Below are 16,156 nucleotides of genomic sequence, written 5' to 3' on the forward strand. Positions count from 1 at the left end.
GATGAAGATCGTCATCACCGACTGCGACCACGCCACCATCGACGCCGAGCAGGAAGCGGCCGACGCTGCGGGCCACGAGCTCGTGCTCACCCAGTCCGCCACCGAGGAGGAGGTGATCGCCAACGCTTCCGGGGCCGACGCCCTGGTGGTGCAGTACGCGCCGATCACCGCCGCTGTGCTGGATGCTCTGCCCTCGGTCCGGGCCGTGGGCCGTTACGGCGTGGGGGTGGACACTGTGGACGTCGATGCCGCGACCCAGCGAGGCGTGGCCGTGTGCAACGTGCCCGACTACGGCACCGAAGCAGTCTCCGACCATGCGATCGCCCTGGCGCTGGCGACCGTCCGCGGCCTGCGCGTGCTGGACCGCGAGGCGCGCAGCGGGGCGCCTGACCTGCAGCAGGCGACCCCGATCCAGCAGCTGTCCACGCTGCGCTTCGGGGTACTCGGCTTCGGCCGCATCGGGCAAGCCACTGCACGCAAGGCAGCAGGCATCGGGTTCGACGTGGCGGTGACCGACATCCGGCTGGAGGCGGGCACCAGCACCGAGCAGGGCTGGCCGGTACTGACCCAGGCCGAGCTGCTCGAGCGCAGTGACGTGCTGTCCGTGCACACGCCGCTGGATGCCAGCACGCAGCACCTGCTGAATGCCGAGACGCTGGCCCGGCTGCCCGCAGGGGCGACCGTGGTGAACACCGCCCGCGGCGGTGTGGTGGACACCGACGCGATCGCTGCAGCTCTGGCGTCCGGTCACCTGCAGGGCGCAGGACTGGACGTGTTCGAGGACGAGCCGCTGCCCGCAGACCACCCGCTGACCACGTTCGAGCGGTGCATCCTCACGCCGCACGCCGCCTTCTACACCGAGCAGTCCTACACCGAGCTGAAGCGCCGCACGGTGCAGAACGTGATCGACGTGCTCGCCGGCACCGAGCCGCAGAACATCCTGAACCCCGAGGTGCTGCAGACCCGGTGGCACTGAGACCCACCACTCGCGAACGCCCCCTTGTGCGGCAAAACCCGGTCCCGCCGCCGCACACGGGAGCGTTCGCGAGAACGGGGACGTGAGCCCAGTCACACTACGTTGCACTCAGTGCATCGTTGCACTTAGTGTAATCCCGTGACCGAACCAGCCACCGATCGTCGCGCCGCGCTGAAGGAGCGCTCCCGCCAGGCGATCGTCCGGGCGGCCGCGGAGCTGATGGATGAAACTGGCGGCACGGCGTTCACCGTCGACGAGCTCGCGGAGCGGGCGGACGTCAGCCGGCGCACAGTGTTCAACCACTTCGCGTCCCTGGAGGACGTGTTCGCCGAGGTCTGTGCCGAAGTTCTCGGTGAGCTGATCGAGAAGCTGGCCGTACCGATCGATGCAGCCGCAACCGGCGGACCCACCACCGAGCCCGGTCCCGCGATGCTGGACGAGCTCGCGGAGGTGGTGCGCAGCACCGACCTGGTCACCCCGATGGCCTACCTGACCCGCACGCTCGGCGGCACGGACGCCGGCGGCCCGTGGCACGCGAACCTGCTCACCCGAGCCCTGAGCCAGGTGGGGGAAGGTTTGACCGCCGTGCTCCGCCGTCGCCATCCGGGGGCTGACCCGCTCGACCTGCAGCTGCTGGTCAGCGCCTTCACCGGCGGCGTTCTCGTCTGCCACGCGCACTGGTGGGAGCGCACCGGCGCAGCCGATGACGACGCCTCCCGCGCCGTGTGGGCCGAGCTGCTCGACCGCCTCATCCACCAGCTGCGCACCGGGTTCGCCAGCACCCGCTGACCCCGGCTCAGCCGCAGCACACCCTCACCTGCACACCCACCAGCACCGAAGGACCGCACTGATGGCTGAACTCCTGTACCGTCTTGGCCGCGCGGCCGCACGCCGCGTCTGGGCCGTGCTCGCCGCCTGGGCGGCCGTCGCGATCGCGGTCGGCGTCGCGTTCGCCGTCGGCGCCGGCACCCTCTCCGACTCCATCGACATCCCCGGTACGCCCACTGCGGAGGTCACCGAGCGGTTGCAGACCGAGTTCCCCGCGGCCTCCGGCGGCAGTGGCTCGATCGTGGCCACCACCTCCGACGGTGAGGCGTTCACCGAGGAGCAGCAGACCGAGATCGCCGACCTGGTCGGACAAGCCGAAGAGGTCGACGGCGTAGCTTCCGTGATCGACCCGTTCGCTACCGAGGCAGTACGCAGCCAGCAGGCGGACGAGCTCACCGAGGGCCGCACCGAGGCCGAGGCTGGTCAGGCAGAGCTCGCCGACCAGCAGGAACAGCTCGAGGCCGCCCGCGCCGAGCTCGAAGGACAGCAGGAACAGCTGGAGGCCGCCCGCGCACAGGCCGAGGAGGACGGGTCCATCGCCTACGTCGGGCCAGAGCTGGACGCCCAGCTGGAGGAGATCAGCCAGGGCCTGGCAGAGATGGACGCCCAGCAGCAGGAGCTGGAGCAGGGCGCGAGCGAGGTCGCTGCCCAGCTGCAGCAGATCGAGCTCGGGCAGCGGATGCTGGACCTGACCGACGGCGTCCAGCAGGTCTCCGACGACGGTTCTGCGGCGGTCATCCCGGTCACCTTCGACGACCCCGCCTTCGAGGTGCCGCAGGAGACCAAGGACGCCCTGGTCGCACTGTTCGAGGACAACCCGATCGACGGTGTGCAGGTCGACTTCTCCACCGAGATCGTGCAGGGAATCCCCTCGATCCTCGGCGTCGGCGAGGCGGTCGGCGTGCTGGTGGCTGCCGTGGTGCTGCTGGTGATGCTCGGCTCCCTGGTAGCGGCCGGGCTGCCGATCCTGAACGCCCTGATCGGGGTGGCGATCAGCGCCCTCGGTGCGCTCTCGCTGTCCAGCGTGGTGGACATGGTGTCGGTGACGCCGATCCTCGGGGTGATGCTCGGCCTCGCGGTAGGGATCGACTACTCGCTGTTCATCATCAACCGGCACCGCCAGCAGCTCAAGGACGGCTTCGAGCTGGAGGAGTCCATCGGACTGGCGAACGGCACCTCCGGCAACGCCGTGGTGTTCGCCGGGATCACCGTGCTGATCGCACTGGTGGCGCTGAACGTCACCGGTATCCCGTTCCTCGGCCTGATGGGTACGGTCGGCGCGGTGAGCATCGCAGTGGCGGTGCTGGTGGCGATCACCCTCACCCCGGCGTGGTTGAAGCTGATCGGCATGCGGGCGCTCTCCCGGCGGGAGCGCGCCCGGCTCGCCCAGGCCAGCGGAGCCGCTGACGGCGCCGCGGCTTCCGGCGGCGCCGCCAAGGCCACGCCGAAGCCGATGTCCACCCTCAGCGCCGTCGCCCGGGCCGTGCTCGGTATCGCCGCTCTGGTGGTGATCGCCATCCCGGCGCTGGACCTGCGGCTGAACCTGCCGGACGGGTCCTCCGAGCCGCACGACTCCACCCAGTACCAGGCGTACACCACCATCGCGGAGAAGTTCGGCGAGGGGATGAACGGCCCGCTGCTGGTGGTCGCCGACCTGCCGGACCCGGTCGGTGAGGAGGAGCTGCCCGCCGAGCAGCTGGCGATCGGTGAACAGCTGATCGCCGAGGACGACGTCGCCGCAGTGGCCCCGTTCGGCGCCTCCACCGACGGCACAGTGCTCGGCTTACAGGTGATCCCCGCCGAGGGCCCGACCGCCGAGTCCACCGACGAGCTCGTGCACGACCTGCGCACGCTGGACCTCGAGGGAGACGTGAGCATCGCCGTCGCCGGGCAGGCCAGCGGCAACATCGACATCTCGGACAAGCTGGCCGAGGCGCTGCCGGTCTACCTGGCCGTGGTGGTGGGCCTGTCCCTGCTCATCCTGATCCTGGTGTTCCGGTCCATCCTGGTGCCGGTCATCGCCACCGCCGGGTTCATCCTGTCCTACTTCGCCGCGCTCGGCGGGGTGGTGGCGATCTACCAGTGGGGCTGGCTGTCTGCGATCTTCGGGGTGGAGAGTCCCGGCCCGATCCTGAACTTCCTGCCCACGATCCTGGTCGGCATCCTGTTCGGGCTGGCGATGGACTACATGCTCTTCCTCGGCACCGGCATGCGGGAGGCGTACGCCCACGGGGCACCGGCCCGGCTGGCGGTGGCCCGCGGCTTCCGGGCCGGCCGCTCGGTGGTGACCGCAGCAGCGATCATCATGGTCAGCGTCTTCGGCGGGTTCATCTTCGCCGAGTCGGCGATGATCCGCCCGATCGGGTTCGCCCTCGCCTTCGGCGTGCTGGTGGACGCGTTCGTGGTGCGGATGCTGATCGTGCCGGCGTTGATGCACCTGTTCGGGCGCGGTGCCTGGTGGCTGCCCCGCTGGCTGGACAAGATCCTGCCGGACGTGGACGTGGAGGGCGCGAAGCTGGAGCGCCGGCACCCGCACGAGGCTGAGGCGGAGCCCGCCGAGGAGACGGCGAGCGTCTGACCATCAGCGTCACGCAGAAGCGGTCACCCGTGACCGTTCTGTATTGACACTGATCGTGGACTACCGCTTCGGCCAGTGCCAGGCGGGCTGGTCCAGCGGCCCCTCCCGCCCTGCGACCACGGTCTCCCCCGCGTCCAGCTCGAGCTCGTGGCGAGTGACGCCGTCGCTGCCGAGCGCCTCGGCAAGCAGCTCGGAGTGGGTGACCACCACCAGCTGGGAGTCCTGCGCTGCCCGCCGCATCAGCTCCGCGAGCGCCGGCAGCAGGTCGGGGTGCAGGCTGGTCTCCGGTTCGTTCAGCACCAGCAGCTCCGGTGGTCGCGGGCTGAGCAGCGCGGCCACCCAGAGCAGGTAGCGCAGCGTGCCGTCGGACAGCTCGGCCGCGCTCAGCTCACGCAGCAGACCCGGGCGAGACAGCTGCACCACGAAACGACCGCCGTCGACCTGGACCCTGACTGTCGCACCAGGGAAGGCGAGCGCGACGGCCTGGTCGATCTCCTCCCCACGGCCAAGCTCCCGAGCGGTGGCCAGCGCTGCGGCCAGGTCGGCGCCGTCGTGGGCGAGCGCCATCGTACGGGTACCGACCTGCGCCTGCCGGGCGGGAGCGTCGGCGTCGGTGCGCAGGTGGTCGTAGAACCGCCAGCCACGCAGTCGTTCGCGCATCGCGACGATCTCCGGGGCGCCGGTGGGGTCGACCACCTCGGAAAGCATCGAGTCGAAGGTGCGCAACGTGGCGACCTGGTCCCAGTCACCGCTGCTGTCGCGGACCCGCACTGCTGGTCCGCGGCGTTCGGCGAGCACGGCGCCGGGGCGGGCCAGCGGCCCGGAGAAGATCTGCTCGGTCTTGATCTCCGGGTCGTGAGCGAAGGCGCTCCCGCCCTCCTGCGGCAGGCCCAGGTCGACGGCGTAGCCCAGGTCGTCGTTGCTGGCGAACCCCAGGCGCAGGGCTGCTGGGGCATTGCGCACCGTTGGTTGCGCGGGCCCGTCGCGGTGGCGGGTGCCCTGCTCCGGGCCGGCCCACAGGGTGGAGGTCAGGCCGCCCTCTCGGGCCAGGGCGCCGACCGCGCCGCCGAGGGCGCACTCGGCGAGCAGCCGGAGCGAGCGGTACAGGCCGGACTTGCCGGTGCCGTTACCGCCGGTGACCACAGTGAGCCGGCCGAAGTCGAGCACCAGGCTGCGCAGCGAGCGGTAGCCGGCAACCGCGACAGTGTCGATCATCGATGCGCCGCCGGCAGGGCGTCCCCGAGCCAGAGCCAGGCCAGCTCGGCTGCGATCTGCTGGACCGGTCGGTCGTCGGTGGCAACCCGGTGCACGTGGGCCCCTGCGCGCTCCTCCAGGCGACGAGCAGCAGGGGCCGAGTGTTCCACGTGCGCCACCAGGGAGTCGCCGTGCTCACGCCGGGCGAGCCTGGCGCCGGCGGTGGCGTCCGAGGCGGTGAGCAGCACAGCGGTGACTGTGGGGTCGTCACCCATCGCGGCCGAGAGCTCGTCGGCGGCCAGCACGCTGACGGTGTTCGTGTAGACGAGGCGTCGGTAGCCGAGCTCGCGGTAGCCCGCCCAGACCGCTGCCAGGTTGCGTTCTGCGAGGTGGTGCTCCCACGGGGGCGGCCAGGCCAGGTCGAGCATGTCGCCCTCGATGAGTGCGTGGCGCACCCGCGCGCTGCTGAGCAGGTGGTGCAGCGCCGAGGCCACGGACGTCTTCCCGGCACCGGAGCGGCCACCGATCAGCAGCAGCTCCGTCCCGCTCACGGCTGCCACCAGCCGGCGCGGAAGACCGGTGCCCGACCGGTGATCGCGTCCCGGCACCAGGCCGCCACCTGCGCACCGACCTCCGCCTCGGTGAGCGGGCTGGTGTCGATCACGGTCATCGCCCACTCCGGGCCCGGGTCGCGGCCGGTCCACCGGTGCCAACGCATCTGCGGCCAGGCGTCGGTGGTGACCGCCTCTGGCAGGTGCGCCGGGTCGCTGGCGTGGCGGCGCATCCAGTCGGCGAACCCATGGTGCAGGTGCCGGTGCTCCGGTGGGTCACCGCGCTGGTCCAGGCGGGCGGACTGGGTGTCCTGGTCCACGTCCAGCAGGCAGACCGCCACGTCGACCTGGTCGGCGGACGGGACGGCCAGCACCTCACCGGCAGGGACCGGATCGCCGGCGAACAGCAGGTGCCGTCCCTGCTCGACCAGCTCGATCGCGCGGCGCACCGCGACTTCCACCTGCTGCTGCCGCCAGGCGACGGTCGGCACCGCGGGCACCTCCCCGAGATCGCGCAGCTCGACGGCCTCGATGCTTTCCGGCAGGAGCGCTGCTGCGTGCCGCCGGGCGGTGGACTTGCCGGAGCCGGAGGCGCCGGAGACGAGCAGGAACATGCTGGCAACGGTAGCGGCGGGTGCCAACGTCTTTCCCGCCTCGGCGGCACCGCAGTCTCCGCTGGGCAGGACCGCAGTCTCCGCTGGGAACCGCCAGTCAGCACCGGCAGCCGGGGACACCCGGCCGCTCAGGTGCCGCCCTCGGCGGCGATCACCGCGGCTTCAGCGTGCGCGGCGGCCGCGTCCAGGTACTGCCCACCGCGGACCTCCGGCCAGAGCTCACCGGCCGCGTCCGGGTGCAGCCGGTAGGCCAGCGGGCGGGCGTTCGGCAGGTTCAGCGCCGCCAGCTGCACCCCGTCGAGCCGGTCCAGCACCGCGCACAGGGCGCGCAGCGAGTTGCCGTGTGCCACCACCAGCACGCGGTGGCCGGCCGCGAGATGGCCGCCGAGCACGTCGGTGGTCCACGGGCGGACCCGCTCGACCACGTCCGCCAGCGACTCGGTGGCGCTCAGTGCCTCCTCCGGCAGCCGGTCGAACGGCGGGAGCCGGCGCCACAGCGCGAGCGTCTCAGCCGGCAGCTCCGGTGGCCGTCCCTGCAGAGACCGGCGCCAGTGCAGGAACTGCTCGTAGCCGAACCGGTCGGCGATCTCGGCCTTCAGGTAGCCGGAGAGTGCCCCGTAGTTGCGTTCGTTCAGCCGCCAGTCCCGTTCCACGGTGATGGGCTCCGGCCAGGCGGTGACGGCGAGCTCGGCCGTGCGCCAGCCCCGCACCAGCTCCGAGGTGCACACCACGTCGGGTGCCCAGCCCGTCTCAGCCAGGCGTCGTCCAGCGAGCAGGCACTCCTGCTCTCCAGCCGGGGTGAGGCCGACGTCGATCACGCCGGTGAACAGCTCCCGGGCATTGGCGACCGACTCCCCGTGCCGCAGCAGCACCACGTTCGCCGCCGACGGCGTACCGCCGGCCGCTGCCGTCAACGGGTGCACGGCCGGAGCAGCGCAGGGCGGTAGGTCGGTGCGCAGGTCATCGGGACTCAGCGTACCGAGGTGCCTCCCTCAGGCGTACGGCGTACCAGCCCGCCGCCGGTCCCACTGGTCCTTGTACGCCATCACCAGAGCCGTGGTCACCACCAGGGCGATCAGGCCGAAGCCGATGGCCACCGCCGTCGACCAGCTGGTGCTCTCCAGGGAGACGAACACCGCAGCGGTGATCACCGCGATGCCGATCGAGGTGCCCATCCGCTGACCGGTCTGCATGATCGCCCCGGAGCTGCCTGCGTACTGCAACGGCACCTCGGCCAGGGTGAGGGTCTGGTTGGGGCTGATCACCGACCCTTGGGCGATCCCGATGAACGCCAGGCTGAGCATCAGCCACCACACGCTCAGCCCGATGGCCTCGTGCAGCACCGCTACCGCGACACTCAGGGCGAGGCCGAACAGGGCGAAGTACAGCCCACCGATGACGATCTTCCGGCCCAGCTGAGTGACTCGTTTGCCGGCCCAGTTCGCCGCGATCGCGGACAGGATCGCTGAGGGGATGCCGACCGTCCCCGCCTCGAGCGCAGACTTCCCGGCACCTTGCTGCATGTACATCGCGACCAGTACCCAGATGCTGGTCATCCCGAGGAAGTAGAGGGTGACGATCACGCTGCCGTTGGTGAAGCTCTTCGTACGGAAGATGCGCAGGTCGACCATCGGGCTGCGCCCACGGGCGGCATAGCGACGCTCCCACTTCACCCAGGCGACCACGAGGAGCACACCGACCGGGAACAGCAACCAGGTACCTGCCGCGGTCCGAGACTCCATGAACGGGAAGAGCATCGCCAGCACTGCCAGCCCGAGCAGCAGAGAACCGACCGGGTCGATCGACGTACGGCCGGCGCTGCTCACCTCCCCGGCGGGACGACGCCGGAAAAGCGGCTTGGGGAACCAGAGGAACGCCAAGATGATGGTCACGATGCCGACCGGCACGTTCACCAAGAACGTCAGTCGCCAGCCGAAGTCGGGTCCGCCGAGCCGGATCAGCAGGCCACCGAGCACCGGGCCGATACCGACCGCCACTCCGACCACGCTGCCGAAGTATCCGAACGCCCGTCCCCGTTCGGCCCCGCGGAAGTACTGCTGGATCATGCCCACGCCCTGGGGGTTGAGCAGGCCGGAGCCGACCCCCTGCACGAACCGGGCCGCGTTCAGCATCTCCGGGTTCGGCGCGATGCTGGACGCCACCGATGCGGCAGTGAACACCACGACCCCGATGACGAAGATCCCGCCGCGCCCGACGATGTCGCCCGCGCGACCCGCGGCCACGAGCACCACACCGAAGGTGAGCGCATAACCGGAGAGCACCCACTGCAGGTCCGACTCGCTGGCGCCCAGACCGCTCTGGATCGACGGCAGGGCGACGTTGACGATGCTCACCGCGATCAACGACATGAAGATCGCCGCGAGGAGCACGATCAGGATGCGCCAGCGAACGGGTTGCGGAGCGAAGTCGGCGTCCCCGGTCTCGCTGCGCGCCTGCACCTGTTGTTCCCTCCTGGTCATCACCGGCGAGAACACTGTCTCTGGCCCGTTTCATCCCGGGTCGAGTGTAGATCCGGCCACACCCGGCCCTACGGATGCTCCGGTCGTACGCTGAGAAACATGGACGTCGAGCACACGGAACCCGAGCACGTCGAACCTGAGCACGAGCAGGTGGAACCCGAGCAACGACAGGTGCGCTGGCAGGACTTCACCCCGGTGCAGCAGGTGACGATCATCGCGGCCGCCCTGGTCGAGATCAGCCTGCTGGTCGCTGCTCTGGTGGACCTGAAGCGTCGGCCGGCCGAGGAGGTGCGGGGCCGCAAGGGCATCTGGGCGGCGGTGAGCTTCGTGAACCTCGTCGGACCGATCAGCTACTTCGCCTTCGGCAGGAAGCGCTGACCGCTCAGCTTCTCGAAGCACTCAGCGCTGCGGCGATCCGCTCCGCGTACTGCGCCGCCTCGCCTTCGGCATACTTCTGTCGCGGCCAGAAGAAGCCGCGCAGCCCGTCCTTGCGGCGGCGCGGCACCACGTGCGCGTGCAGGTGGTGCACGGTCTGGCTGACCACGTTGTTCACCGCCACGAACGTGCCGTGCGCGTCCAGGGCGTCCGGGAGCACGGCGGCCACCCGCTGCACCGCGGCGAAGAACGGCCCGACCTGCTCAGCGGGCAGGTCCGGCAGGGTGACGTGGTGCTCCCGCGGGATCACCAGCACATGCCCCTTGAACAGCGGTCGGAAGTCGAGGAACGCGAAAACGTCCGGCTCGTCCAGCACCACCGGGGTGGGCTCGCTGCCGGCGACCATCGCGCAGAACACACAGTCGGTCCGTGTCTCAGCCGTCATCCTCAGATCATGTCAAAACCATGCACCGACGCATCGCAGACGCCGGAGCGGTGACCGCTGCGCTGCGTGGGTACCCTTCGAGCATGAGCTCCACCACCGCTGACGTCGCCCTGGTCGGCGCCGGCATCATGAGTGCCACGCTGGTCACACTGATCCAGCGGCTGGAACCGGACTGGTCGGTCGAGGTCTTCGAGGCGCTCGACGGCGCCGCGCAGGAGAGCTCGAACGCGTGGCACAACGCCGGCACCGGGCACGCCGGGTTCTGCGAGCTGGACTACGCCACCCCGCTGCCGAACGGCACGCTGGAGGTGACCAACGCCGTCACCATCAACGAACAGTTCCAGATCACTCGCCAGCTCTGGTCCTCGCTGCTGTCCAAGGGGGTATTGCCGACGGCGGAGACGTTCGTGCACAGCACTCCGCACCTGGCGTTCGTCTCCGGTGCGCAGGACGTGGCGTTCCTGCGGCAGTGGTACGACGCACTCAAGGGCGAGCCGCTGTTCGCGAACCTGCGCTACAGCGACTCCCGTGACGAGATCGGCCAGTGGTCCAGCGCCCTGGTGCAGGGCCGCGATGCGAACGAGCCGATCGCCGCCACCTATGAGGCGTCCGGATCTGATGTCGACTACGGCGCTCTGGCCCGGGCACTCATCGATGCAGCAGCCCCCGCCGGCGCAGCAGTGCACCTGCAGCACCGGGTGGTGGACCTGGACCGCGACGGGGACGCGTGGCGGATCACGCACCGCTCCCCCGCAGGCACTGGCACCAGCCGGGCCCGCTTCGTGTTCGTCGGCGCCGGCGGTGGGGCGCTGCAGCTGCTGCAGCGGGCCGGCATCCCGGAGGCGGACGGGTTCGCCGGGTTCCCGGTGAGCGGGAAGTTCTTGCGCACCCGCTCCCCCGAGGTGGTCGCCGCGCACCGGGTGAAAGCCTACGGCCGGGCCGAGCAGGGGGTCCCGGGGCTCGGCGCACCGCACCTGGACTACCGGACCGTGGAGGGAGAGGGGTCGGTGCTGTTCGGCCCGTTCGCCGGGTTCGACCCTCGGTTCCTGAAGAACGGCTCCCGGCTGGACCTGCTGCGCACCATCCGCGCTGGGAACATCGGCGCCCTGCTGAACGTCGCAGTCGACAACTTCGACCTGGTGGCCTACCTGGTGCGGGAGATCACCGCCTCCAAGGCGAAGCAGATGCGGGCGCTGCGCCGGATGATGCCCAGCGCCGAGGCGGAGGACTGGGAGCTGATCACCGCCGGCCAGCGGGTGCAGGTGATCGCCAAGGACTCCCGGGGACGTGGCCGGTTGCAGTTCGGTACCGAGCTGGTGGTCTCGCCGGACAACGGCCTGGCTGGTCTGCTCGGCGCCTCCCCCGGCGCTTCCACAGCGGTCTCGGTGATGATCCGGCTGCTGCAGCAGGCCTTCCCGGACCGCTCGACCCGGTGGGACGGCCCGCTGCGCGAGCTGGTGCCGTCACTGGGCCGCGCGATGAACACCGACGAGGACTGGGCGATGGACATCCGTCGGGAGACGGCGGACGCCCTCGGCCTGGCGGGTGTGTGAGCCAGCTTTAGGTAGAACCAATAAAGTGCCCTAACGTTCCTAAGGTGTCTGGGCGCCTGTAGGAGACAGTCTCCAGCTGCGCAACCCCGCTGTGCTCACGCCACGCCTGCCGGCGCAGCATTGGCACGCACCTCGTCGATGATCGTGACCAGGTTCTCGACCGCGTCGGGGAACAGGAAGTCCGGTCCGGTGGGTGCATGGTCGGTGAACGGCGACTCGTAGAGGCGACCCGGCTCCATCTGCCCGTTCGCGGTGAGCTCCTCCACGATCAGGTTGATGAACCGGATCTGTTCGACGGTGAAGCGCGCCTCGTCCAGGTATTCGGCGAACGCCTCCTGGGCGGCCTGGCGGTCCAGCCCGACCAGGGAGCGGATGAAGAGGCCGAGTCCACCGGTCTGTTCGGCAGCCCGGGCCAGGTCGGCGTCCTGCGCACCGGCCGCCCGGAGCATCTCGGCCAACGACGTCAGATCCTCCGGGGTGAGCGGCTTGTTGCGGTGCAAGCGTTGCAGCGCCACGTGGTCGATGTGCTGGCGCAGGTAGGTCTCTGCTTTCGCACGGAACCGTTCGAAGTCGGTGCCCGGCGTGACACCGGGAAGGTCGACGAACGCCGCGTCGCCGACCGTGTCCTCGAAGTCGGTGTAGACCGGCTTGCGTGCGGTACGTTCCACGAACTGCACGAGGGAGCGCAGCCGGAGCCGAGCCAGCTCCAGCATGCTCAGGGTCACGTCCACCCACCACTGGTCACCGGCAACTGACTCGATCAGCACCGCCTGCTCGGCCACGGACGGGATCGCTGTCTTCGCAAGCAGCTGTCCGGCGATCGCCTGGACCGATTCACGCACCCGCTCGGCGGTGGCGGCGTCACCCTGCAGGTCGGCGAGCTGGCGGCGCAGGATCAGCAGGTCGAACCGCTTGGCGGCCTCGTCTGCGTCCTTCGCCGCACTCGGCAGGCCGGCCAGCGCCAGCACGTGCTCGGCGTCCTCACGGGAGAGCGACTCCCACGCCGCACGTTCAGCGAATCGCTCCACCGCCCGCCGGTGCGGCCGCACGAGCACGTTGCCGGTGGTCATGCCGGCGACAAACTCGTGCCACAGATCAGCGGAAGATGACCGCAGATCGGGAGCTCCGCCGTCGAGATCAAGAGTGGTGATCAGCTCCAGGCGAGACTCCATGATCCGCTGGGTGAGCGACTTCTGCAGAGCTCCTTCAGCGCCCGGCAGATCCTGGCTGAAGAACTCCAAGTTCCCGCAGAAGTCGAAGACGAGGAAGTCCTCCTTGTCCGCTCCGGGGCCGAACAGATCAGCACACATGCGCGTCCCCCGGCCGATCATCTGCCAGAACTTCGACTTGGATCGCACCATCTTGAAGAAGACCAGGTTGACCACCTCAGGCACGTCGATGCCGGTGTCCAGCATGTCCACGCTGATGGCGATGTGCGGTGCCTTGTCCTTGGTCGAGAAGGCGTCGATGAGGGACTGCGCGTATCTGTTGTCATATGTGATCACGCGGGCGAACTGTCCGCCGTACTCGGGCCAACCGATGTCGAACCGGCGCTGCACGAACGCAGCGTGCGCCTGGTTCTTGGCGAAGATGATGGTCTTGCCGAGCCGGTCCCCACCGGCCACCTTGTACCCCTCGCTCATCACCGTGGCGAGCACCTTATCCACGGTGTCCTCGTTGAACAGGAACCGGTTCAGCTCCTCGGCGCCGACCTCGTCCGGTGGTTCCTCCTCACCCCAGTCCAGACTGTCCCACTGGTCCTTCTCCTCGTCGGTGAGGTCCTGGTAGCGGATGCCGGAGCGAAGAAACTTCGTGCCGACCGCTACACCCTTCGGCGGGACGAGCCAGCCGTCCTTGACGGCTTCCTCGAGGCTGTAGGCATCGGTGGGGACGCCGTCCTCCAGGTGGAACAGCCGATACGTGTTGTGGTCCACCTCGTCCTTGGGGGTGGCGGTGAGACCGACGAGCATGGCATCGAAGTAGTCGAAGATCGCGCCGTACTTGGCATAGACCGACCGGTGCGCCTCGTCGATGACGACCAGGTCGAAGTAGCCGGGTCCGAAGAGGCGGCGCGCGCCGTCGACGCGGTTGATCAGGTTGAGCATGGTCGGATAGGTGGAGACGTACACCCGCCCGTCCGTGATCTTGTCGGTGACCAGGTTGACCGTGGTGGCGGAAGGAAGATGGGCCGTGAAAGCACCGACTGCCTAGTTCACCAGGGCGGTGCGGTCGGCCAGGAACAGCACACGTTTCACCCAGCCTTGCTTCATCAGCTGATCGACCAGGGCGATGACGGTGCGCGTCTTCCCTGAACCGGTGGCCATCACCAGCAGTGCTTCCCGTTGCTTGGCGTCGAAGGCGGCATCGACGGCAGCGATGGCTCGGTGCTGGTAGGGCCGCTCCACGATGTCCGAGTCGATCGGGGCGCCGGCCAACGGGCGCCGGGCCTGGCGGCGCTGGATGAGCAGCTCCAGCTCGTCTCGGGTGTAGAAGCCCTGCACCTGGCGCGGCGGATAGCCGGCGGCGTCGTCCCAGAGCCAGTGCTCGTAGCCGTTGGTGTAGAAGATCACCGGGCGCCGGCCGAACTCTTGCTCCAGGCAGTCCGCGTACAGCACCGCCTGCTGCTGCCCGACCTGGGGACTCTTGCTGGTGCGCTTGGCCTCGACGACCGCGAGCGGAAGACCGTCGGCACCCCAGAGCACATAGTCCACATACCCGGTGCCGTGCGCGTTCGGCATGCCGGTCACCGGGTACTCGCGGTCGCGTTCGGCATCCAGCGGCCAGCCGGCTTCGTGCAGGAGTTCGTCGATGAACGCGTCCCTGGTCTCGGCCTCGTTGTAGTCGCGATCGTCGACTGCGGTCTTGTTCGCCTGGGCAGCGGCGACCTGTGTCCGCAGGCTCTGGATCTCGGCCTGGTGCTCGGCGAGCAGGTCGTCCTTCTCCTGCAGCTGCTTGGCGTGCGCTTCGTCCTGCTCGGCGAACTTCTCCGCAAGGCGTTGGACTTCCTGCCGGGAGAGGGGCGCAGCCTGAGCGGCTCGGGCAGGATCGAACGCCTGCTGCATGGGCACGGCTTCTGGATGCTCGGTGTGGTGGAAGGCCGCCCAGACCATCACGTGGTGCAGCTCGCGCAGCGCATGCATGGCGGCATTCGTGGGGATGGGCTGGGCATCGTGCACCGCCCGGTTGCCCAGGTTGCGGATCAGGTTCAGCTTCTGCCCGACGGCGTTGCCCACCCTGGTCTTGAAGGTTGCGTCGTTGATGCGGGCGGCCAGGTCATCCCGGTACGGCTCGGGCAGGTCCCACAGGTCGTAGAGGTGGTAGACAAGCAGCTCGACCGCGCGGCGGGCATAGAAGCAGGCCGAGCGCGGATCGCTGCTGAGGTAGGACTCTGCGCGGGCACAGTCGGAGTGGACGGCGGGCAGCGTCTCACGCAGGAAGGCGAAGTTGCTCATAGCGTCCCCTCTCGTGCGCGCGGCTGGTGCCTATCCTGCCGTATACGAGGGACACCGTGCCGCTACCGTAGTGCCTCAATTGCAAGTGCCCGCGAAAGTTGGTCCGTGCCTCATGTAGGAATGCCCGCGAGGCTGGGGTGGGTCAGGAGGCGGTCTTGACGCGTACGCCTGTGCGGACGTCGGGGAGCTGGCTGGGGATGGTGGCGAGGTAGAGTTGTTCGGTTTTCTCTTTGGCCAGGACCAGCAGTCGGTTCTGCAGGTCGGCGATCTGGCGGGCGATCTTGGCGGGGTTGAGGCTCTCGCGGTAGGTGCTCATCTGGGCGCTCTGTGCCGGTGAGAGGACCCCGGCCGCCAGGAGCCGGTCGAAGGGGGTCTGGGGTGGGTGGTAGATGCGGGTGCGGTGTCCGGCTGCGTCGTTGCCATACCCGATCGGTTTCTTGGTCGGGGTCAGGTAGTTCAGCCGGTCGTTGACCAGGGGCCAGAGCCGGTTCAGCACGGCGCGTTCGGTGTCGGTGTCGTAGCGGTAGTAGAAGGCGTACTTGCGCACCAGGTGGCCGTTCTTGGACTCGATGGTGGCCTGGTCGTTCTTCTTGTAGGGCCTGCCACGGGTGAAGTAGATCCCCAGGTCGCCAGCCCACTCGATGACAGTGTGGTTGAGGAATTCGGAGCCGTTGTCGGTGTCCAGGCCGGTCACCGCGAAGGGGATCGTCTCTGTCGTGAACCGTACTGGGTTCGATGGAGACTCGGATTATTGGATTCCGACTAGGGTTGGTCGTTCCGTTGCGCAGCATAGTGTGCCTGCTCGTATTCGACCGGGGGTAGGTCGTCGAGGTAGCCGTGCAGGCGCTGATTGTTGTGCCAGTGCACCCATCCCAGGGTGGCCAGCTCGACGTCCTCGACGCTCTTCCAGGGTCCACGCTCGTCGCGGATAGGCCCGCGGATCAGCTCGGCCTTGTAGTAGCCGTTGACCGTCTCGGCCAGTGCATTGTCGTAGCTATCGCCGACCGTCCCGATCGAGGGGACAGCGCCGAGCTCGGCGAGGCGCTCCCCGTAGCGCAGGGACGTGAATTGCGACCCTGCGTCGCTGTGGCATCGGAGTCCTGCCAGGTG

13 protein-coding genes and 2 pseudogenes are annotated in these 16,156 nt (G+C 69.2%); 5 read left to right on the forward strand and 10 right to left on the reverse strand.

All coding sequences use genetic code 11. The features are described from left to right. Window position 1 precedes the first annotated feature (1 nt). From K338_RS0109605 to K338_RS0109615, 3 genes are all read left to right on the forward strand, one after another. Window positions 2–976, forward strand: a complete 975-nt coding sequence (locus K338_RS0109605) for a C-terminal binding protein (RefSeq protein ID WP_022917962.1) — start codon at window positions 2–4, stop codon at window positions 974–976. Between the two features lie 138 nt (window positions 977–1,114). Further along, entirely contained in the window at window positions 1,115–1,765 is a 651-nt protein-coding gene (locus K338_RS0109610; RefSeq protein WP_022917963.1) for a TetR/AcrR family transcriptional regulator, read from the forward strand. Window positions 1,766–1,826: 61 nt separating this feature from the next. Beyond that, entirely contained in the window at window positions 1,827–4,382 is a 2,556-nt protein-coding gene (locus K338_RS0109615) for an MMPL family transporter (RefSeq protein WP_022917964.1), read from the forward strand. A gap of 60 nt (window positions 4,383–4,442) precedes the next feature. Here the strand turns inward: K338_RS0109615 and K338_RS0109620 are convergent, their stop codons facing one another. The 5 genes from K338_RS0109620 to K338_RS21690 all read right to left on the reverse strand — a co-directional run bounded on the left by K338_RS0109620 (window position 4,443) and on the right by K338_RS21690 (window position 9,221). Then, window positions 4,443–5,597 carry an AAA family ATPase gene (locus K338_RS0109620; RefSeq protein WP_022917965.1) on the reverse strand — a complete coding sequence of 385 codons (1,155 nt, stop codon included), beginning with the start codon at window positions 5,595–5,597 and terminating at the stop codon, window positions 4,443–4,445. Next, entirely contained in the window at window positions 5,594–6,127 is a 534-nt protein-coding gene (locus K338_RS0109625; RefSeq protein ID WP_040653517.1) for a P-loop NTPase family protein, read from the reverse strand. Before K338_RS0109625 ends, K338_RS0109620 begins: the two co-directional genes overlap by 4 nt. Beyond that, a complete protein-coding gene (locus K338_RS21685) occupies window positions 6,124–6,741 on the reverse strand; it encodes a P-loop nucleotide/nucleoside kinase family protein (protein ID WP_157612337.1) in 618 nt (205 codons plus the stop codon). Before K338_RS21685 ends, K338_RS0109625 begins: the two co-directional genes overlap by 4 nt. A 128-nt stretch (window positions 6,742–6,869) precedes the next feature. Then, complete coding sequence (locus tag K338_RS0109635; RefSeq protein WP_022917968.1) at window positions 6,870–7,664, reverse strand: 2,3-bisphosphoglycerate-dependent phosphoglycerate mutase; 795 nt, start codon at window positions 7,662–7,664, stop codon at window positions 6,870–6,872. Window positions 7,665–7,733: 69 nt separating this feature from the next. Continuing rightward, window positions 7,734–9,221, reverse strand: coding sequence for an MFS transporter (locus K338_RS21690; protein WP_084480917.1), 1,488 nt, complete (start codon window positions 9,219–9,221; stop codon window positions 7,734–7,736). 99 nt (window positions 9,222–9,320) lie between these two features. Between K338_RS21690 and K338_RS0109645 the strand changes: the two genes are divergently transcribed. Beyond that, entirely contained in the window at window positions 9,321–9,599 is a 279-nt protein-coding gene (locus tag K338_RS0109645; protein WP_022917970.1) for a PLD nuclease N-terminal domain-containing protein, read from the forward strand. Between the two features lie 4 nt (window positions 9,600–9,603). Here the strand turns inward: K338_RS0109645 and K338_RS0109650 are convergent, their stop codons facing one another. Beyond that, the gene (locus tag K338_RS0109650) at window positions 9,604–10,041 is read right to left on the reverse strand and encodes an HIT family protein (RefSeq protein ID WP_022917971.1); all 438 of its coding nucleotides are present in this window, start codon (window positions 10,039–10,041) and stop codon (window positions 9,604–9,606) included. An 83-nt stretch (window positions 10,042–10,124) separates the two neighbouring features. On the opposite strand from K338_RS0109650, the gene mqo reads away from it, so the two are divergent. Beyond that, entirely contained in the window at window positions 10,125–11,594 is a 1,470-nt protein-coding gene (gene mqo, locus K338_RS0109655) for a malate dehydrogenase (quinone) (protein WP_027286660.1), read from the forward strand. 95 nt (window positions 11,595–11,689) lie between these two features. Here mqo and K338_RS26190 read toward each other — a convergent pair whose 3' ends face one another. The 4 genes and pseudogenes from K338_RS26190 to K338_RS0109670 form a co-directional block, all read right to left on the reverse strand. Further along, complete coding sequence (locus K338_RS26190; RefSeq protein ID WP_245542937.1) at window positions 11,690–13,237, reverse strand: type I restriction-modification enzyme R subunit C-terminal domain-containing protein; 1,548 nt, start codon at window positions 13,235–13,237, stop codon at window positions 11,690–11,692. A gap of 204 nt (window positions 13,238–13,441) precedes the next feature. Then, window positions 13,442–15,046: pseudogene (locus K338_RS26195) on the reverse strand (DEAD/DEAH box helicase family protein); the annotation flags it as partial. Window positions 15,047–15,188: 142 nt separating this feature from the next. Beyond that, window positions 15,189–15,740, reverse strand: a complete 552-nt coding sequence (locus K338_RS21700; RefSeq protein WP_211218210.1) for a DDE-type integrase/transposase/recombinase — start codon at window positions 15,738–15,740, stop codon at window positions 15,189–15,191. Between the two features lie 54 nt (window positions 15,741–15,794). Continuing rightward, a pseudogene (locus K338_RS0109670) lies at window positions 15,795–16,156 on the reverse strand (integrase core domain-containing protein); the annotation flags it as partial.

Source organism: Ruania albidiflava DSM 18029 (assembly GCF_000421225.1).
In the GTDB taxonomy this organism is placed as follows: Bacteria; Actinomycetota; Actinomycetes; order Actinomycetales; family Beutenbergiaceae; genus Ruania; species Ruania albidiflava.